Genomic DNA, 18,196 nt, shown 5'->3' with positions numbered 1-18,196 from the left:
ACGTCGTTTTTCGGGCCGTTACCACTTCATTTCCCGCAGGCTCCTGGCTCCGATGTTGCGGATGTTGCGGTAGATATTGATGATGATGGCGATGGCCACGGCGGTCTCCGCAGCACTGATTCCGATGGCGAACAGGGCGAAGAAAAACCCTTCGAGCTGCTCGGGAAAGAGGAAGCGGTTGAAGACCACGAAGTTGATGTCCACCGAGTTGAGAATCAACTCGACCGAAATCAGCATCGCCAGCAGGTTGCGGCGCGTGACGAATCCGTAAATGCCCACGAACATCATCACCGTGGAGACAATCAGGTAATATTCCATGTGTATCATAGTCGTATTATTTAGCGTTTGCGCGCGATGAGGATGCCGCCGACGATGCAGGCCAGCAACAGCAGGCTGATCACCTCGAACGGCAGGATGTAACCGTACTTTCCGCTGCTCATCAGCGCGTGGCCGATGGTCTGCACGTGCAGTTCCCCATGTTCGAAATGCGAGGGGCGGAAGTCGTGGCCGAGTGTTATCCAGAGGCAGATGCCCAGGCTGGCCAGTGCGGCGCCCAGCCCCACGAAGAGCTTGTAGCCCTTCAGGTCCTCGGCCTTGTCGCCCTGGCTCGACGTCAGGAGGATCGAGAAGACGTACAGCACCGTGATGCCGCCGGCGTAGATCAGCAGCTGCACCGCCCCGAGGAACGAGTAGTTGAGCTGGAAGTAGATGCCCGCCGTGCCGAACAACACGAACAGCAGGTAGGTAGCGGCGCGCAGGATGCGCCGGGTCGTCACGGCGAGAATCGCGCTGACGCCGATGAACAGCGCCAGGACCGTGAAAACGATCAGTTCGAGAGTTATTTCCATGACTTACTGTTTGTTGAGTTGTTTGACGAGCTTTTCACGCGTGTAGACGGCGTGCTCGAAATCGGTCGAGAAGCGGATCGCCCCGGTCGGGCAGGCGTTGACGCACAGGTGGCAGAACATGCACGACCCCAGGTCGTACTCGTAGCGCACCAGCCGTTTTTTGCTCTTGCCCGTCCCGGGGTCGGTGACCGTCTCGGTCGTGAGGCGGATGGTTCCGTTGGGGCAGGCCGACTGGCACAGCCCGCAGGCGATGCACTTGTTGCGCCCCTCGGCGTCGTGCGGCATCGTCAGTGTGCCGCAGAAACGGTCGTACATCTTCAGCGTCGCCCGGTTCTCGGGATACTGCTCGGTGATCTTGGGCGTGAAAAACTCGCGTCCCGTCACTTTAAGTCCGGTCAAAAGGGTTCCCAGTCCGTGGAAAAGGCCTTTGATATAGCTACTCATAACTAAAAATGCAGTTTAAAGACGACGACAATGACCATCAGCAGCAGGTTCGCCAGCCCGATGGGAACGAGGTATTTCCATTCGAGCGTCAGGATCTGGTCGATGCGCAGGCGCGGAAAGGTCCACTTGATCCACATGAGCAGCCACACCACGAAAAACGCTTTGGCGAAGAACCACACGAAGCCCGGAATGCAGTCCATCACGGCGTTGAAGCCCTCCCAGCCCGCAATGTGCAGCGGCATCCAGCCTCCGAGGAAGATGGTGGCGGCGACGCCCGCGACGATGAACAGGTTGACGAACTCGGCGACGTAGAACAGCCCGAAGTGCATGCCCGAATACTCGGTGTGGTAACCCGCCGTCAGCTCCGACTCGGCCTCCGGGAGGTCGAACGGACCGCGGTTGACCTCGGCGTTGCCGGCGATGAGGTAGATCACGAAGGCGATGAAAGCAGGAATGTGGCCCTTGAAAAGAAACCACCCGTCGGCCTGCCGGGCCACGATCTCGGAGAACTGCATGGTGTCGGTCAGCACGATGATCGTGAGGATCGAGAGGCCGATGGAAAGCTCGTAGGAGATCATCTGCGCCCCGCTGCGCATGGCGCCGATCAACGAATACTTGTTGTTGGAACTCCACCCTGCCAGCAGAATGCCGACCACGCCGATCGACGAGGCGGCCATCATGAAGAAGACGCCCACGTTGAAATCCAGCACCTCCAGCCCCTTGTTGACCGGCAGGCAGGCGAAGGCCAGCACCGAGGCGAGGATGACGATGTAGGGCGCCAGGTTGTAGAGGAACTTGTCCGAACGGCGGATGGTGATGATCTCCTTGGTGAGCATCTTGAAGACGTCGCAGACGACCTGCACCGTGCCCCACGGCCCCACGCGCATCGGCCCGAGGCGGCATTGGAAGGCCGCGCAGACCTTGCGTTCCATGAAGATCATCAGGATGGCGATCACGGTGTACATCAGCAGCAGGCAGCCGCCGACGATCACGCATTCGATGAAAACGGCCAGCCCGAGGGGCATCAGCGAGGTCAGCAGCCCGTGGACCCAGCTCGTAATTATAGAAAAGTCGAACATATCCTATCTCTTTTATCTGTCAATATCCGGAACCACGTAATCCAGCGTGCCGCCGATGGCGATCAGGTCGGCGATCTTCGTCCCCCGGGCGATGGTCTCCAGGCACGAGACGAGCGGCAGTCCCGTCGAGCGGAACTTCATGCGGTAAGGGAACTTGTCGCCCCGGCTCTCGATGAAGACCCCGAACTCGCCGCGGCTTCCCTCGACGGCAGCGTAATAGCTGCCCTCGGGAATGCGGATCACGGGTTTCATCTTCAACTGGTATTCGCCTTCGGGAATGTTGTCGATCAACTGCCCGATGATGTTCATGCTCTGCTCGATCTCCTTCATCCGGACCATGTAGCGGGCCAGGCAGTCGCCCTCGGTGAAGAGCACCTCCTCGAAATCCACCTTGCCGTACATCGCATAGGGATGACGCTTGCGCACGTCGCAGGCCCACCCTGCGGCGCGGCCCGTGCCACCCGTGGCTCCGAACGAAATGGCATCCTCGCGCGTCAGCACGCCGGTGCCTTTCAGACGCTCCTGCGCGATGACGTTGCCCGTAAAGATCTCGTGGTATTCGCGCAGTTTGGGACGCATGTAAGCAATGAATTCTTTGGTCTTGCGCACGAAATCGGGATGGATGTCGGCCTGCACGCCGCCGATGGTGTTGTAGGTCTGGATCAGGCGGCCTCCGGTGGTCTGCTCCAGGATGTCGAGCACCTTCTCGCGGTCGCGGAAACCGTAGAAGAAAGCCGTCAGCGCGCCCATGTCCATGCACAGGCAGGCGAAGAAGAGCAGGTGCGAGTCGATGCGCTGCAACTCGTCCATGATCGTGCGGATATACTGCACGCGCTCCGGCACCTCGACGCCCAGCCCCTTTTCGATGCACATGCAGAGGGCGTGGCGGTTCTGCGACGCCCCGAGGTAGTCGAGACGGTCCGTCAGGGCGAGGGTCTGGGGATAGGTCAGCTCCTCGCACATCTTCTCGATGCCGCGGTGGATGTAGCCGCAGTGCACGTCGAGTTTTTTAATGATCTCGCCTTCGAGCGACACGCGGAAGCGCAGCACGCCGTGCGTGGCCGGGTGCTGGGGACCGACGTTGATGACGTACTCCTCCTCCTCGAAAAGCACGTTGCGCCCGCGTATGAAACTGCCGTCGGGCTGCAACTCGAAGGTCGGGGCGCTGTCCTTCGACACCTCGTTGCTCATGCGGAGCGGGTTCTGCGCCGGGTCGTAGTCCTTGCGCAGGGGATGTCCCACCCAGTCGTCGCGCAGGTACAGCCGCCGCATGTCGGGATGGTTCAGGAAACGGATGCCGAAGTAGTCGAACGCCTCGCGCTCGTTCAGTTCGGCGGCCTTCCACAGGTCGCACACCGAGGGCAGGACCGGGCGTTCGCGTTCCGGAGTCAGCGTCCGCACCACGACGTTCTCGCCCGTCGAGGTGGCTTCGAAGTGGTAGACCACGCCGAAGCCCTCTTCGCCCCAGTCCATGCCGGTCAGGCTGCGCAGGAAATCGAAGCCTTCGGCCTTCAGGCGTTCGGCCACCCCGCGGAAAGCCTCCGCCGGCACGGTGAACATCCCATCGCCGGCCTCCGACCGAACGGCCGCAGGCTCCCAGGCCTTCATTTTATCTGTCAGGGTCATAATTCTCGTTTTTCTTCGTCCACATTCAAATCGTTCTTCTCCGCCGTCAGGTCGCTCCGCAGCAGGCGTTCGTACTCCTCGCGGTCGACCTGCCGGTTCACGCCGCCGAAGAAACGCTGCAGTTTCACCTTGCGCTGGAGCTGCATCAGTCCGTAGAGCATCGCCTCGGGACGCGGCGGACATCCGGGGATGTAAACGTCGACGGGCAGGATCCGGTCCACGCCGTTGACTACGTGGTACGACTTCTTGAACGGGCCGCCGCTGATGGCGCAGCCGCCCACGGCGATCACGTATTTGGGATCGGCCATCTGGTCGTAAAGGCGCTTGAGCACCGGGGCCATCTTGTGCGTGATGGTTCCGGCGACCATGATGAAGTCGGCCTGCCGCGGGGAGGCCCGGGCCACTTCGAACCCGAACCGGGCAAAGTCGTAGCGCGCGGCGCCCACGGCCATGAATTCGATGCCGCAGCAACTCGTGGCGAAGGTCAGGGGCCAGAGGCTGTTGCTGCGGCCCCAGTTGATCACCTCGTCGAGACACCCCACCACCACGTTGGTTCCGTTCTCGCGCAGTTCGCGAGCCATCTGTTCGAGGTATTCGTTGTCGTTGAAGTCTTCGTACTTCATCGACTTGATTTTCGGTCTCTTTATTTCCATTCCAAAGCTCCTTTCCGCCATGCGTAGGCAAGGCCCAGAATCAGTACCACCAAAAAGAAGAGGATGCTCACCAGTCCGTAGACGCCCAGTTCCTGCACGACGACGGCCCACGAAAAGAGGAACACCGTCTCGACGTCGAACATCAGGAAGAGGATGGCGAAGAGGTAGTAACCCACCTTGAACTGCATCCACGAACGTCCGCGCGTCGGGATGCCGCACTCGTAGGCCTCGCCCTTCTGGGGGTTGTACGAACGCGGCGACACGGCGCGGGCGATACCCAGCGCAACTGCGACCAGCGCAATGGCCGTAAGGATGACGACCACCAATAGCGTGAAATACATAGATATGTTGTTTTACGATTTTAATTCCGGCACGACGAAACGCCCGCACGCCCCGCGGACGGCAAGGGTCCCGGAAACAGGCGGCAGGGAAAACGACGGAAAAGGGCTAAATCAGGATACGTCCCAGGGAGAAGACGTAGTAATCCACGGCGTCGGGGTGCAACGCCGGGGAATAGGTGCACATCGCGGTACGGACGCCGAAAGCGGCATCGCAGGCGAGGCGCGCACCGGCAAGCTGCCGCACGGCGGCCTTATGGTCCGAAGGAGCTGCGGGAGCCTCGATCGAGGCGGTGCAGGGACAGATCGCGGCGGAGAGATAATTGCATGCCGCGGCATGCGAACCGGCAACCGAGGATTGCGTCAGGGCAGGGCACACGTTCTCCCCATCGCTGCGGAACGACGTACCCTCCAGACTCCCCGCCAGGGCGAAGAGCAACAGAATCAATGCCAATTGAATTCTCTCCTGCATCCGGTCCGAATCATAAATTTCTGCGCTGCGAAGATACACTCTTTTGCGCAGAAAAACACATTGGCGAACCAAAAAGATCACAAAATGGCGAATATTGATTACAAATCCACGAATCAGCGGGCCTGTCCGGAATAACGAAATTCGTTTCGGTCAGATCAAACCGCAAAAGGACGAATGATCATAAAAAAACAGGCCCGGAAAAATTTCATAACATGCTATACCTTACGACCTGTTTTTGATCGTTTTCGTCGGAGAGAGCATATATTACACCATCCTGTTTATCGATGCAGAAACTATACGCATACCGATCCAGCAAATAATATTTTATCGGATTACCTTCGTAATCAAAAACATAGATTTTAGACTGCGCACCGATCATTCCGGTAGGAGAAGACCCGTTATACAACAAAAAAATTCGATCATCCGTCAGGCAGCAATCCTTAAAAGTAAAAATCAGTTCGGCGATGGGAACTCCCAGTTTATCGGCTGAAAGATGATTCGTATCGACAAGGTAAGGATAAGGAGCGATTATCCTTTTATGCAGACTGCCATCCGAATTGTAAATCTCGAAGAGATTATTCAGACAGTAGCATACGACGAATTGATCGTTATGCCCATTATATTTCAACCGATATTCAAAAATTCTTTTTTTGACTTTCAGGGAGGTGTCGTCAATCCCCTGAAAGCGGAAAGGATACGGCGCTTTCCCGGTCGACAGCGTATCCCGGCCACCATCTGCCCGATAAAACGTAAACAATTCATCTTCCCGGAGTGAGGAAGCGACAAATTTCCCGTCGTTCATTTTTTGCGCAAGGGTAACTCCCATTGCGTCGAACGTGACTGTTTGGAGTTGGGCAGGGTGGGCCGCAGCGATAAAATCCGCTGTCGCATACGAGGAAATCCGCCCCAGCTGCAAATCGAATAGCCAGACCAGAGAATCCGCACACTGCAAGTCCCAGCAAAGGATGAATTCGCCCGGTCCCCGGCCTCTGGAGAACATGTTATTCACCAGCTTATAATCCTTTTCCGAATACAGGAACAAACTCTTATCCGTGTTGTTGTCTTTCACGACGAGCAATGAATCCACCTGATAAATATGATTCGGATCCCCCTCGATCGTCAGATCGCAAACCGTTCCCCGAAGCGGCTGCACCTCCTTAAAATCCGTCTCCACGACCATCTTCCCGTCGATAACCGGCACTGTATTGCAAGCCAACGACAGGAAGGCGGAAAAACCGACCAGAACTATTTTTTTCAACATTTATAGCTTATTTTACTGAAGATTTTCCAGGTCCATTCCTTATACGATATTATATATAAAAATCGTATATCCCAATTTTTTCGAAATATTTCTCATAAAATATGCTTTAAAGTCAGGGCTGCAAGATTATTCAGTAACCGAGAAAAACCGGCCACCCACAAAAAAATACCGTTCCCCTGTATGGGAAACGGCATCGGAACACCGAAGTGAACCGCCTATTTTTTGGCGTAGCGGTCGCCCACGACCTTCCAGTCGACGACGCCCCAGAGGGCCTCGACGGCATCGGCACGGCGGTTCCGGTAGTCGATGTAATAAGCGTGCTCCCACACGTCGAACGCCAGCAGCGGTTTCATGCCGTGGCGCATGGGATTGCCGGCATTCTGTTCGCTGACGACGGCCAGCCGCCCCGAGGGGTCCTCGGCAAGCCACACCCACCCCGAGCCGAAAAGGCCCGCGGCGGCGCGGCCGATCTGCACCTTCAGTTCGTCGAACGAACCGAAATCGCGGTTGATGGCCTCCAGCAGTTCGCCCGAAGGCTCCTTTTGAGGTTTCGGCGAAAGCTGTTCGAAGAAGAACTCGTGGTTCCACGCCTGCGCGGCGTTGTTGTAAACAGGCCCGTCGGCCGAAAGGATGATGTCTTCCAGCGGCTGCCCGGCAAAGGGCGTGTCGACGATCAACTCGTTCAGTTTGTTGACATAACCGGCATAATGCTTGTCGTGGTGGTAGTGCATCGTCTCCTCGGAGATTGCGGGCGCAAGCGCGTCGTAGGCATAAGGCAGGTCCTGCGGGGTGAAACGCGGCGTAGCCGCGGTATCGGTCGTTGCCATAATCAAAGGTATTAATAAATTGATAAACATAATCATATATCGCTTGTTTTTTGTTCCTTCATCGCCTCGAAAGCCCATTTTCCCCGGCCGCAGACGGGACATACCCAGTCGTCGGGCAGCGCGTCGAACGGCGTGTTCCGGCCCACGTCGTGTTCCGGATCGCCCAGCACGGGATCGTAGATGTATTCGCAGTAGACGCAGCGGTAGTTTTGCATCGCATTCGGAAGGTTAAATTCAGCGGAATCCCGAACAAATAGCGTACCCGAGTTCCGGTTTTGGGAAATTTTTCTTAATTTTGGTCGGAATGCCGACGAATTGCAACCTAAAACCCATCATACGATGACACTTCCATACGCCGAACCCTACAAGATCAAGATGACCGAGGCCATCCGCACCTCCACGCGCGAAGAGCGCGAAACGTGGATCCGCGAAGCCCGTTACAACCTTTTCAAACTGCGCTCGGACCAGGTGACGATCGACCTGCTGACCGATTCGGGCACGGGGTCGATGTCCGACCGCCAGTGGGCGGCGATGATGACCGGCGACGAAAGCTACGCCGGGGCGTCGTCCTACTTCCGGCTCAAGGAGACAGTCGGCGACCTGTTCGGCATGCCGTGGTTCCTGCCCACGCACCAGGGACGCGCCGCGGAGAACGTGATCTTCTCGGCGCTGCTCAAGGAGGGCGACATCGTCCCCGGCAACTCGCACTTCGACACCACGAAGGGACACATCGAGTTCCGCCGCTGCCACGCCGTGGACTGCACGATCGACGCCGCGGCCGACACGCAGCTGGAACTGCCGTTCAAAGGCGAAATGGACCTTGCGAAGCTCGAAAAGATCCTGCGTGAGAACCCGCGCGAAAGGGTTCCGTGCGTGGTGCTCACCGTCACCAACAACACGGCCGGAGGCCAGCCCGTGTCGATGCGCAACATCCGCCAGACAGCCGAACTGTGCCGCCGCTACGGCGTGCCCCTCTTGATGGACTCGGCGCGCTTCGCCGAGAACGCCTACTTCATCAAGACCCGCGAGGAGGGTTACGCCCCGAAGACGATCAAGGAGATCGTCCGCGAAATGTACGCCTGGGCCGACATCATGACCGTCTCGGCCAAGAAGGACGGCGCGGTGAACATGGGCGGTTTCGTGGCGATGCGCTCCGAGGAACTCTATAAAAAGGCGATGTCGTTCAGCATCATGTTCGAAGGCTACGTCACCTACGGCGGCATGTCGGGCCGCGACATGGACGCGCTGGCCGTGGGGCTGGACGAAAATACGGAATTCGGACAGCTCGACGCCCGCATCCGGCAGGTGCGGCTGCTGGGCGACCTGCTCGACCAGTACGGCGTCCCCTACCAGCGTCCGGCAGGCGGACACGCGATCTTCGTGGATGCGAAGAAGGCACTTCCGAACCTCCCGAAGGAGCAGTTCATCGCCCAGACGCTGGCCGTGGAGCTCTACCTCGAAGCGGGCATCCGCGGCGTGGAGATCGGCTCGATCCTCGCCGACCGCGACCCCGAGACGCACGAGAACCGCTACCCCGCACTCGAACTGCTGCGCCTGGCCATCCCGCGCCGCGTCTACTCCGACAACCACATCCGGGTGATCGCCGCCGCATGCCGCAACATTTTCGAGCGCCGTGCGGAGATCACCACGGGTTACCGCATCGCCTTCGAGGCGCCGATCCTGCGCCACTTCACCGTAGAACTCGAAAAAATCTAATCCATACCATCCATGAAAAAAATCCTTCTCTCGCTGGCCGCCCTGGGTGCGGCCCTCGGTGTGCAGGCGAAAGTCGTCCTGCCCGGCATTTTCGGCGACAACATGGTGCTCCAGCAGCAGTCCGAAGCGCAGTTCTGGGGCAAGGCCGCACCTGGAAAAAAAGTCACGATCCGCCCCTCGTGGAGCACGAAAAGCATTACGGCCGACGTCGGCAAGGACGGCCGCTGGCGGGCCGCCGTGCCCACCCCGGAAGCCGGAGGCCCCTACACGGTCGAATTGAGCGACGGCGAGCGGCTGACGCTCCGCGACGTACTGATCGGCGAGGTGTGGCTCTGCTCCGGACAATCGAACATGGAGATGCCGGTGCGCGGATTCTTCAACCAGCCCGTCGAAGGTTCGGCGGACGCGATCATCCGGGCAAAGGCCGCGACGCCGATCCGCCTCTGCACCGTCAAACGCGGCACGGCGCGCACCCCGCAGGAGGAGTGCACGGCACAATGGCTGAAGCACACCCCCGAAGCGGTCGCCGGGACCAGCGCCACGGCCTACTTCTTCGCACAATACCTGCAGAGCGTGCTGGACGTCCCCGTAGGTGTCATCGTCACCTGCTGGGGCGGCACGCCCGTCGAGGCGTGGATGGACCGCGAAACGATCTCCGGATTCAAGGAGTTCGACCTCTCGTTCCTCGACAACCCGGCTCCGATCAAGGCTCCCCAGAATAAGCCCTGCGGGCTATACAACAGCATGATCGCGCCGCTCGTGCCCTTCACCGTGAAGGGTTTCCTCTGGTATCAGGGCGAATCGAACCGCCTGCGCCCCACCCAGTACCGCGCGCTGATGAGTTCCTTCGTCGGGATGCTGCGCAGCCGCTGGGCGCAGGGCGAACTGCCGTTCTACTACGTGCAGATCGCCCCCTACCGCTATGAGAATGCCGACGAAATCGGCTCGGCGCTGCTGCGCGAGGCACAATTGCGCAATCTGGAGGACATCCCTTCGAGCGGCATGGCCACGACGCTCGACATCGGCAACCGGAACTGCATCCATCCGGCAAAGAAACAACAGGTCGGAATGCGTCTCGCATGGCTGGCGCTGTCGAAAACCTACGGCATGAAAGGCATCGACGCCGAGACGCCCGTCTACGAAAAGATGGAGGTCGCCGACGGCAAAGCCTACCTGACCTTCCGCGTCGGACGCGAGGGACTGGCTCCGCTGGGCGACACGCTCACGGGTTTCGAAGTCGCCGGCGCCGACCGCACGTTCCATCCCGCCACGGCCTGGATCGAGAAGGGCAAAGGCCGTCTGATCGTCGCGTGCGACGCCGTTCCGGAACCGGTCGCCGTGCGCTACGCCTTCCGGAACGCTCCCGAAGCCTCCCTTTTCAACGCCTCCGGCATCCCCGTCTCCTCGTTCCGCACCGACGACTGGGAGGTGAAGTAAACACATATTCCAACCGACCGATCCGGCCGCGGGGACAAAACCTCCGCGGCCGGATTTTTCGAGGCCCGCACCTCCGGAGAGGTCAGCAGGAGGCGCAGCGGTTCAGCGAAGCGAGGATTTTCCGGTTGGCGGAGTCGACGACCGAGGTTTCCAGCGCCGAGAGGTAAATCTGCGTCGTGCGCTCGGAGGTGTGCCCCATTCCGGCGCTGATCACCGGCAGCGGCACATTGTGGTTGCGTGCCGCCGTCGCCCAGCTGTGGCGCGAAGTATAGGACGAAAGCCCGGAATCCAACCCCAGCAGCGACGCGAGTTTTTTCAGCAGCCGGTTGTAGTAGTTCAGCGCGCCCTGATACTGCGCATAGGCCCGGGCCGGGTCTTCGGCCGTCAGCACCGGAAAAAGATAGGGCGTATCGCGCGTGCGCGAGGCGTAACGGCCGATGATTTCGCGCATGCACGCCTCCAGATGCACGGTCATCCGCTGGCCCGTCTTGCGGCGCACGTAGTGTATCGCCCCGTCCCTCATGTCCTTTTTCCGGAGAAAAGCCATGTCGACGAACGCCATGCCGCGCGCGCAATAGCTGAAAACGAACAGGTCGCGGGCCAGCGGCAACGGACCCGAAACCGGCAGGTCGAGGTTTTTCAGACGGGCGATGAGCCGCTCGTCGATAGCCCGTTTGCGCGTGCGGTCGACGCCCGTGTAGACGCCGCCGAACGGCGATGCCGGTTCGGCCAGCCGCCTGCGGACCGCCTTGTTGTAAACCGAGCGCAGGATGCGCATGTAGAACGACACGGTGTTCCGGACGACCCCGCGGCGCAGCAGGTAAGCGTTGTACTCCTCGACCAGCCGCTCGGTGAACGCGGCGAAAGGCAGCTCGCCGCCGCCGAGAAAGCCCGAAAAACTGTGGAGCGTGCGCGTGTAGTTGCGGGCCGTGCCCAGCCGGTTGTCGGCCGTCAGCTGCGCGATCTGCTCGCGCATGAACGCCGTCACACCCACGCCGCGCGGCAATGCGCCGAAGCGGTCGGCGACGTCGTCGACCGTATAGGGCCGCCCCTCGCGGTCCAGGTCGCGGATGATCCGGCGCAGCAGGTCCACGTCGCACGCTATGCGGCACTGCCAGACCGGGACGCGGCCCGGCTCCGGGGAGACGGTCCGCTGCGCCGAAGCGTCCCACTCGCCGGGCAGCAAGCGGATGTCGGTCGTAATGCAGCGGATCCGGCGGAGACGACTCAACTGATAGTAGACGGTTCCGGCCTTGCCGGACACGCGCGATGCGCGGAATTTTACCTTTACGGAAGTGATCATAATAGTATGGGATTTGTTCCGAAAGGTCGCAATTATCCTCTATTTCGCACGCATACCCACCCCTGCTTAATCGGGTAAGTTCACACTTCAGGCAAGAATCCGGCAAACCAGACAGACCCGGCTCTTTCGGGCCGGGTCTGTCCAATATGCCAATCCGGTAACTAGTACCCGTACAACAGAATCAGCACGATCATCGGCAGTGCGGTCCACCAAAGATTCTTGCGCTGCTCCACAGGAAAAAACTCCGCTATGACCGCTGATCGTTCCATGTAGCGCAACAGGCCGAACCACAGGACGCACCACATCAAGCTCGAAAATCCCGCAGACAGCATATACCACAGGTTCGACACCCCGTAATACAACGGCGAGAACAATATAATAAGACTGGCCACAGCCCTTAATCCTGCATACCAACTGACCAGCGACACGGCATAACGGCTTCGTCGGAGCATCAGCCAAAAAAACAGCAACGGCTGGGCCGCAGCAATAAATCCGCCGATGCAGAAAGCCACATCCGTCCAAGCCGGCGACAAACGAAAACCGGCCAACCGGTTAAAGTTATCAGCTACCCAAAACCACATTTGGTACACAGCGTATGTCCCGAACACCCATACGGGTCCGGGCATCGCATTGAGCTCGTCGAGAAGTTTTTTCATGTTCCAAAATCCGGTTTATGTGCGGCAACTGCGCCGCAGGCGGCCGAAGGCTAAATCAGCGTTTCGAGGATCTGCACGGCATTGAGCGCCGCGCCCTTCCTGATCTGGTCGCTCACGCACCAGAACGCCAGGCCGTTGTCGCACGTCAGGTCCTTGCGGATACGCCCCACGTACACGGGGTCCTTGCCGGCGATGAAGAGCGGCATCGGGTAGACCTTGCCGGCGGGATCGTCCATCAGCACCACGCCTTCGGCCTTCGAGAAGGCTTCGCGGGCTTCGGACACGGAGACGGGACGCTCGGTTTCGAGCCACACGCTCTCCGAATGGGCGCGCATCACCGGAACACGCACGCAGGTCGCCGATACGGCGATGTCCGAATGCATGATCTTGCGCGTCTCGTGGAACATCTTCATCTCCTCCTTCGTATAGTCGTTGTCGGTAAAGACATCGATATGAGGAATCACGTTGTAGGCCAGCTGGAAGGCGAATTTCGCCACCGTCGGTTCCTTGCCCGCGCCCAGTTCGGCATACTGCGTCTCCAATTCCGTCATGGCGGCCGCCCCGGCGCCGCTGGCCGACTGGTACGTAGACACGTGCACGCGGCGGATATGCGACACGTCCTCGATCGCCTTCAGCGCCACGACCATCTGGATCGTCGTGCAATTGGGATTGGCGATGATGCGGCGGGGCGCGTTCTTCGCATCTTCGGGATTGACCTCCGGCACGACGAGGGGCACGTCGGCATCCATGCGGAAGGCGCTCGAATTGTCGATCATAACGGTCCCGTGCCGGGTGATCGTCTCGGCGAACTCCTTCGACGTGCCCGCCCCGGCCGACGTCAGGGCGAAGTCGATTCCCTTGAAATCGTCGTTGTGTTGCAGCAGTTTGACGGTAAGTTCCTTTCCGCGGAATTTATAGGTACGGCCCGCACTGCGTTCCGAACCGAACAGCACCAGTTCGTCGATCGGGAGCCGGCGCTCCTCCAAAATCCGCAAAAACTCCTGGCCCACAGCACCGCTGACGCCCACAATAGCAATTTTCATCTCTCTAAAGTTAGAATGTGATCATCGTTCCCGCTCGGACGAACCGTACACGGAAGCTCCGGAGGCAAAAATAACGATTTTCCGGGAAAAATCCTCCTTTCGGTCTGGAAATCGGCAGAATCCGGAACACAGGCATGCGGTCCGGAAACCGGAAAAGGACTGCGCCTGCGCCGCCGAAGGCCGCTCTCACGCCCGGTCCGATTCCTCGGCCGGGGCGTCCTTTTCCCGCAGCGCCTCCTCGATCTTCCGCTCGCGATAGACCTTCGGCGTCGCCCCGAACCGGGCGATGAATCCCCGGAAAAAGGTGCTTCGGTTGGCGAAACCCGACCTGTAGATAATCTCGTCGATCGAGAGCCGCGTGGTCACCAGCAGCTGCTCGGCCAGGTTCAGCCGGTACTCCCGGATGATTCCCGCCGGAGTCTGGCCGGTGATCGTCCCCAGGCGGCGGTAGAAATTGCAGAGGCTCATACCGAGTTCCCGGGCGATGAACTGCGTCGAGAATCCCGGATCGAGAACGTTCCGGTTGATGATGTCGAGCATCCGTTCCAGAAACGCCTTGTCGTCCTTGTGCAGCAACCGCCCCTGCGTAAGGTCGAAAGCGCTGTAAACCGAGCGTCCGTAGCTTTTCAGCGATTCGTAACGGCGCAACAGCTGGTCGACGACGCTCTGAAGGTGGGTGATGTCGAAGGGCAGCTTCAGGCAGATGTCCACGCCCAGTTCCAGCCCCTCGACCTTCACGTCCGTACGGGAAACCGCCGTCAGCAGGATAATCGGGACCTGCATCAGCTGCTTGGTTTCACGGATCGTGCGGATCACGCCGATCATCGCCGCATTGAGCGACACCGCCCCGCAAATGATGATCTGCGGCTGCGCCTCGGCCAGTTTCTCCTGCGGACATTTCAGGTCGGAGACGATCCGCACGTTGTAACTGCCGCTGAACAACCCGGCGATGAAATCGGCCATATCCCGGTCCTCGTTGATGACGAGCATCGTCGGGAGCATGTCGCTGAACGCCACCGCGGAGGCCGCAGGAGCCGGCACGGACAGGCTGAACCGCTGCTCGGCAACGATGTCGGGCTGTGCGGCGGGCCGGGCCGCACGGGTGATTCCGAGCCGCGGCAGCGACAGCGTAAAGGTCGTCAGCCCGTCGCGGCTCTCCACGCGGAATTCGCCCTGGAGTTTGGCCACGAGGTTGTAACAGATCGCCAGCTCCAGGTCGTCCTTCAGCGACACGCCCCTGCGGCTCAACTCCCCCAGGTGGTTGAACAGTTTATAACGGTCGAAAATCAGTTCGATCTGCCCGGCATCGAGTTCCGCACCCCGGTTCGAAACCTCGATCCGAAGCCGTTCCGCCGCGTCGGGAGCCTCTTCCCCGGCGCCGGAAGCAGCATCGTCCGGGTGCGGCGCGGAGCATATCCCGGCCGAAACACTGACCTCGCCGCCCGGTCCCGTCCGGCGGAACGCATTGGAAAGCAGTATATTGAAGATCATCATCAGGATATTGCGCACCGAAGGGAACAGCACGCCGCTGCCTACGGCCGTCCGGTAGGCGATGCGGTTCTCCCCGGCATAATCGGCGAATGTCTGCGCGATGCCGCCGGCCGTACGCGAAACGTCCAGCATCTCGATATCGTCCGAGCCGTCGACGGGATCGGTCGACTGGAATTCGTTGAGCATATAGATCAGGTCGTTGATCTTCTGCGCGTTGTGCCGGATCAGCTCCGCCTGTCGGCGGACGAACGCATCGGCCGACTTGCAGGCCATGATTTGCTGGCAGGGACCGTTTATCAGCGTCACGGGGATCGAGAGTTCGTTGGTCAGGTTGGAGAACGACCAGATACACGACTCATAGACCAGTTCCCGCTGCCGCTGTTCGTAGAGCGACTGCCGGAGCCGCGTCCGGAGCCGGCGGCGGCGGATCAGGTATCCCGACACGCCGATGACGATGCCCAGCGTCGCTGCGAGATAGCCGATCCAGGCCCAGGTCGATGCATAGGGCGGAGCCAGCACACGGATCGGCAGGCGGCTGACGGGGCTCCACTCCCCGGTCGTATTGTTCCGGTAGCGCACCCCGAGCGTATAGCGGCCCGCGGGAAATGCGGCGAAAGCCAGCGTGTTGCTGTGGTAATTGTCGTGCCAGTCGCCGTCCAGGCCCTCGATCTTGTAAAAATAGGAATAATTGCTGCCGTTGACGTAATCCAGCGCCGCGATCGAAAGGCTGAAAGCATTCTGGTGATGCCGCAGCACCATCCGCCCCCGGCGCATCAGCGCCCCGACATCGTACGACTCGCCGTTGGCCCTCACCTCGCGGAACCGGATGGGCGGCATGTAGGAGGCCGCCTCGGAGTCCCCGCTATCGGAGATGACCACGAAGCCGTTGATCCCGCCGAAAAGCAGTTTTCCCCGCTCCCGGTCGTAAAAATAGGCTCCGTCGCTGAACTCGACCACATCAAGGCCGTACGAAGCGCCGTAAGCCACCGAACGGTTCGTCGCCGGGTCGTAGCGCACGATGCCGGCATTGGTCCCGACCCAGATATTGTCGAGCGAATCGACCAGCAGGCCATGGATCACCCCGCCGCGCAGTTGGTCGTTGCTGAAATCGGGTTCCGCCCGGCCGGCCGCCGGATCGTAACGCACCAGGCCGCAGCCGGTCCCGAACCACGACGAACCGTCCGAACAGCACACGCCCGCCGTCACGTCGTTCACGGCCAGTCCCCGGCGGGCATCGAATCCGACGGTCCGGCCCTCCCGGGTGCGCTTGTTATAATGTACGACGCCAATACCGTGGTTGCAGAACCAGAGGGTGGAGTCGGACTCCTCGCAAACGGAGAAAAAGAAGTTCCGGCTCCGCGTCCCGAGTCCCAGTTCCACCGGCTCGACACGCGCGGCGACGGGAGCGTCGGCACTCCCGGACAGTTCGATACGCCAGACCCCGTAACCCACGCTCGCAGCCCACAGCACCCCGTCCCGGTCCTCGCAGAGACCGTATATGCGGCGCAGCTCCCCGCTTTGCGGCAGTTCGAAAATCCGCCTGTGACGGTACGAATAGTAACACACCCCGCCGTCGCCGCCGATCCACAACACATTGCGGCGGCTTCCGGCAAACGCAAAGACCGAATTTTTTCCCAGCGGCGAATCGGCGGCCGTATAGCTGTCGGTATTCTCCCGCGTAAAAGTCCGCCGGGAGTAAAAATCGCGGATGCGCAGAATGCCGTCGTTTTTGGTCCCGATCCAGAGGTCGCCCTCCGAATCGACATGCAGCGCCTTGATCGGCTTGGTCAGCAGGTAGGGCAGCGTTTCGTAGGTGACCGAACGGATCGCGACCTCCCCGACCGCCTGCCGCAGCAACCCGCTGCCGTCGGTTCCGATCCAGACGATATCCTGGTTACAGTCCTTCAGCAATGCAAAAACGCCGCAGTTGACATCGATCTCCTGCAACTCGTAGCGCCCCTCGATCGGATCGGTCGAACGGAGCCGCAGCACGCCGCTCATCCCGAAGGCCAGCACGTAATCGTCCTTGTCGCTGATCACCGACGAAAGGGCGCCGCGCCGTCCGAGCTCCTCCCGCAAATCGAAAATCGGAAAAGCCCGCCGCTGTTCGGTGTCGAAACGGAACAACATGCCGTTCCGGTCGGTGAAGAAGATCGTCCGGTCACCGTCGTAACGGGTGAACACCACCCCGTCCGGCATCGTCATCCGCTCCCACTCCCCCACCGAAGCCCTGCCGTCGGCGTCGTAGGCCACCTGCGCACAACGGATATCCCCCGAACGCACCAGCCACAATACGCCGTCGCCGTCGAGACACATGCGCAACACTCCGGTCAGCTCGGCCCCGCGGACATCGACCGGCTCGAACGCACCCTTCGACGCCACATATCCATAGAGCTTATTGCCGTGCAGGAAAAACGCCTCGTCCCGGCTGCGGGCCGCAAATTTATAGACCCGCTGGAATCCGGCGAGCATTTCGATCCGCCGGTCGCGCGTGTCGAAACGGTCGACGCCGTAGTTGGTCCGCACCCAGAGGTAACCGTCGTCCGTGGCGACGATCTCCTGAATCAGGTTGCCCGAGAAACGGAAATTCCGGGCGGAATTGCCGTCCCACAGATTCAGTCCGTCGCAGCTGCCCGCCCAGATATACCCGTCGGCATCCTGCGCCAGCGACAGAATCGAACTGTTCGACAGCCCGTCGCGGTGGGTAATGCGGCGGATATTTTGCGGGAATGCACTCCGGGCGACCGCGACCGCAAGGAGAAGGAATACGCATCTGAAATACATGGCAGGGCGAATTAGATAAAAACAGACCGGAATATCTATGTAAATATATACAAAAAAACCGGATTTCAAAACAAAATATCTTATTTAACAACACGGCAGATTCCCCACCGCACGAGCGTTTTTCCCGAATATGCCGTATGGCTTGCGCCGGGAGCAGCAAAGTGCGATCTTCGGCCTCTGTGATATGAAATCATACTAATTTTACAAGAAAATATACT

17 protein-coding genes are annotated in these 18,196 nt (G+C 59.9%); 2 read left to right on the top strand and 15 right to left on the bottom strand.

Annotated elements, in window-relative coordinates:
* Positions 1-18: 18 nt before the first annotated feature.
* The 11 genes from nuoK to ACGHP5_RS09605 form a co-directional block, all read right to left on the bottom strand.
* Positions 19-327, bottom strand: a complete 309-nt coding sequence (gene nuoK, locus ACGHP5_RS09655; protein WP_022061764.1) for an NADH-quinone oxidoreductase subunit NuoK — start codon at positions 325-327, stop codon at positions 19-21.
* 11 nt (positions 328-338) lie between these two features.
* Positions 339-848, bottom strand: coding sequence for an NADH-quinone oxidoreductase subunit J (locus ACGHP5_RS09650; RefSeq protein WP_290533551.1), 510 nt, complete (start codon positions 846-848; stop codon positions 339-341).
* Between the two features lie 3 nt (positions 849-851).
* Complete coding sequence (locus ACGHP5_RS09645; protein WP_290533552.1) at positions 852-1,292, bottom strand: NADH-quinone oxidoreductase subunit I; 441 nt, start codon at positions 1,290-1,292, stop codon at positions 852-854.
* Between the two features lie 2 nt (positions 1,293-1,294).
* Positions 1,295-2,371, bottom strand: coding sequence for an NADH-quinone oxidoreductase subunit NuoH (gene nuoH, locus ACGHP5_RS09640; protein WP_290533553.1), 1,077 nt, complete (start codon positions 2,369-2,371; stop codon positions 1,295-1,297).
* Positions 2,372-2,383: 12 nt separating this feature from the next.
* Entirely contained in the window at positions 2,384-3,931 is a 1,548-nt protein-coding gene (locus ACGHP5_RS09635) for an NADH-quinone oxidoreductase subunit C (protein ID WP_337756082.1), read from the bottom strand.
* Between the two features lie 62 nt (positions 3,932-3,993).
* Positions 3,994-4,650, bottom strand: a complete 657-nt coding sequence (locus tag ACGHP5_RS09630; RefSeq protein WP_337656858.1) for an NADH-quinone oxidoreductase subunit B — start codon at positions 4,648-4,650, stop codon at positions 3,994-3,996.
* The gene (locus tag ACGHP5_RS09625; protein ID WP_009599057.1) at positions 4,641-4,991 is read right to left on the bottom strand and encodes an NADH-quinone oxidoreductase subunit A; all 351 of its coding nucleotides are present in this window, start codon (positions 4,989-4,991) and stop codon (positions 4,641-4,643) included. The genes ACGHP5_RS09630 and ACGHP5_RS09625 overlap by 10 nt, the downstream gene beginning before the upstream one ends.
* A gap of 106 nt (positions 4,992-5,097) precedes the next feature.
* Positions 5,098-5,460 (bottom strand): hypothetical protein, encoded by a 363-nt coding sequence (locus tag ACGHP5_RS09620; protein ID WP_290533556.1) that lies wholly within the window; start codon positions 5,458-5,460, stop codon positions 5,098-5,100.
* Between the two features lie 205 nt (positions 5,461-5,665).
* Positions 5,666-6,721 carry a BF3164 family lipoprotein gene (locus ACGHP5_RS09615; protein ID WP_337756064.1) on the bottom strand — a complete coding sequence of 352 codons (1,056 nt, stop codon included), beginning with the start codon at positions 6,719-6,721 and terminating at the stop codon, positions 5,666-5,668.
* Positions 6,722-6,936: 215 nt separating this feature from the next.
* Positions 6,937-7,548 carry a superoxide dismutase gene (locus ACGHP5_RS09610; RefSeq protein ID WP_295903196.1) on the bottom strand — a complete coding sequence of 204 codons (612 nt, stop codon included), beginning with the start codon at positions 7,546-7,548 and terminating at the stop codon, positions 6,937-6,939.
* A gap of 32 nt (positions 7,549-7,580) precedes the next feature.
* On the bottom strand, positions 7,581-7,763 hold the full coding sequence (locus ACGHP5_RS09605; protein WP_290533559.1) for a rubredoxin: 183 nt from the start codon (positions 7,761-7,763) through the stop codon (positions 7,581-7,583).
* Between the two features lie 124 nt (positions 7,764-7,887).
* On the opposite strand from ACGHP5_RS09605, the gene ACGHP5_RS09600 reads away from it, so the two are divergent.
* Together ACGHP5_RS09600 and ACGHP5_RS09595 are read left to right on the top strand one after the other, a co-directional pair.
* The gene (locus ACGHP5_RS09600) at positions 7,888-9,264 is read left to right on the top strand and encodes a tryptophanase (protein ID WP_390566389.1); all 1,377 of its coding nucleotides are present in this window, start codon (positions 7,888-7,890) and stop codon (positions 9,262-9,264) included.
* A 12-nt stretch (positions 9,265-9,276) separates the two neighbouring features.
* Positions 9,277-10,701 carry a sialate O-acetylesterase gene (locus tag ACGHP5_RS09595; RefSeq protein WP_295903201.1) on the top strand — a complete coding sequence of 475 codons (1,425 nt, stop codon included), beginning with the start codon at positions 9,277-9,279 and terminating at the stop codon, positions 10,699-10,701.
* Between the two features lie 82 nt (positions 10,702-10,783).
* Here the strand turns inward: ACGHP5_RS09595 and ACGHP5_RS09590 are convergent, their stop codons facing one another.
* From ACGHP5_RS09590 to ACGHP5_RS09575, 4 genes are all read right to left on the bottom strand, one after another.
* Positions 10,784-12,004: a site-specific integrase gene (locus ACGHP5_RS09590; RefSeq protein ID WP_337756060.1), complete on the bottom strand. Its 1,221-nt coding sequence runs from the start codon at positions 12,002-12,004 to the stop codon at positions 10,784-10,786.
* Positions 12,005-12,165: 161 nt separating this feature from the next.
* Complete coding sequence (locus ACGHP5_RS09585) at positions 12,166-12,660, bottom strand: hypothetical protein (RefSeq protein WP_290533563.1); 495 nt, start codon at positions 12,658-12,660, stop codon at positions 12,166-12,168.
* A 50-nt stretch (positions 12,661-12,710) separates the two neighbouring features.
* Positions 12,711-13,703 carry an aspartate-semialdehyde dehydrogenase gene (locus ACGHP5_RS09580; RefSeq protein WP_337657318.1) on the bottom strand — a complete coding sequence of 331 codons (993 nt, stop codon included), beginning with the start codon at positions 13,701-13,703 and terminating at the stop codon, positions 12,711-12,713.
* A gap of 186 nt (positions 13,704-13,889) precedes the next feature.
* The gene (locus ACGHP5_RS09575) at positions 13,890-17,978 is read right to left on the bottom strand and encodes a two-component regulator propeller domain-containing protein (RefSeq protein ID WP_390566386.1); all 4,089 of its coding nucleotides are present in this window, start codon (positions 17,976-17,978) and stop codon (positions 13,890-13,892) included.
* Positions 17,979-18,196: the final 218 nt, after the last annotated feature.

Source organism: Alistipes sp. i18-0019-D1 (genome assembly GCF_042852885.1).
GTDB lineage: Bacteria > Bacteroidota > Bacteroidia > Bacteroidales > Rikenellaceae > Alistipes.
Note: the sequence above shows the minus strand (reverse complement) of the source record. Positions and strands in the feature narration are given on the sequence as shown.

What these genes read in the sequence shown, in the direction of transcription:
- nuoK (WP_022061764.1), bottom strand. Translation starts at nt 327, where the DNA reads ATGATACACATGGAATATTACCTGATTGTCTCCACGGTGATGATGTTC.
- ACGHP5_RS09650 (WP_290533551.1), bottom strand. Translation starts at nt 848, where the DNA reads ATGGAAATAACTCTCGAACTGATCGTTTTCACGGTCCTGGCGCTGTTC.
- ACGHP5_RS09645 (WP_290533552.1), bottom strand. Translation starts at nt 1,292, where the DNA reads ATGAGTAGCTATATCAAAGGCCTTTTCCACGGACTGGGAACCCTTTTG.
- nuoH (WP_290533553.1), bottom strand. Translation starts at nt 2,371, where the DNA reads ATGTTCGACTTTTCTATAATTACGAGCTGGGTCCACGGGCTGCTGACC.
- ACGHP5_RS09635 (WP_337756082.1), bottom strand. Translation starts at nt 3,931, where the DNA reads ATGTTCACCGTGCCGGCGGAGGCTTTCCGCGGGGTGGCCGAACGCCTG.
- ACGHP5_RS09630 (WP_337656858.1), bottom strand. Translation starts at nt 4,650, where the DNA reads ATGGAAATAAAGAGACCGAAAATCAAGTCGATGAAGTACGAAGACTTC.
- ACGHP5_RS09625 (WP_009599057.1), bottom strand. Translation starts at nt 4,991, where the DNA reads ATGTATTTCACGCTATTGGTGGTCGTCATCCTTACGGCCATTGCGCTG.
- ACGHP5_RS09620 (WP_290533556.1), bottom strand. Translation starts at nt 5,460, where the DNA reads ATGCAGGAGAGAATTCAATTGGCATTGATTCTGTTGCTCTTCGCCCTG.
- ACGHP5_RS09615 (WP_337756064.1), bottom strand. Translation starts at nt 6,721, where the DNA reads ATGTTGAAAAAAATAGTTCTGGTCGGTTTTTCCGCCTTCCTGTCGTTG.
- ACGHP5_RS09610 (WP_295903196.1), bottom strand. Translation starts at nt 7,548, where the DNA reads ATGGCAACGACCGATACCGCGGCTACGCCGCGTTTCACCCCGCAGGAC.
- ACGHP5_RS09605 (WP_290533559.1), bottom strand. Translation starts at nt 7,763, where the DNA reads ATGCAAAACTACCGCTGCGTCTACTGCGAATACATCTACGATCCCGTG.
- ACGHP5_RS09600 (WP_390566389.1), top strand. Translation starts at nt 7,888, where the DNA reads ATGACACTTCCATACGCCGAACCCTACAAGATCAAGATGACCGAGGCC.
- ACGHP5_RS09595 (WP_295903201.1), top strand. Translation starts at nt 9,277, where the DNA reads ATGAAAAAAATCCTTCTCTCGCTGGCCGCCCTGGGTGCGGCCCTCGGT.
- ACGHP5_RS09590 (WP_337756060.1), bottom strand. Translation starts at nt 12,004, where the DNA reads ATGATCACTTCCGTAAAGGTAAAATTCCGCGCATCGCGCGTGTCCGGC.
- ACGHP5_RS09585 (WP_290533563.1), bottom strand. Translation starts at nt 12,660, where the DNA reads ATGAAAAAACTTCTCGACGAGCTCAATGCGATGCCCGGACCCGTATGG.
- ACGHP5_RS09580 (WP_337657318.1), bottom strand. Translation starts at nt 13,703, where the DNA reads ATGAAAATTGCTATTGTGGGCGTCAGCGGTGCTGTGGGCCAGGAGTTT.
- ACGHP5_RS09575 (WP_390566386.1), bottom strand. Translation starts at nt 17,978, where the DNA reads ATGTATTTCAGATGCGTATTCCTTCTCCTTGCGGTCGCGGTCGCCCGG.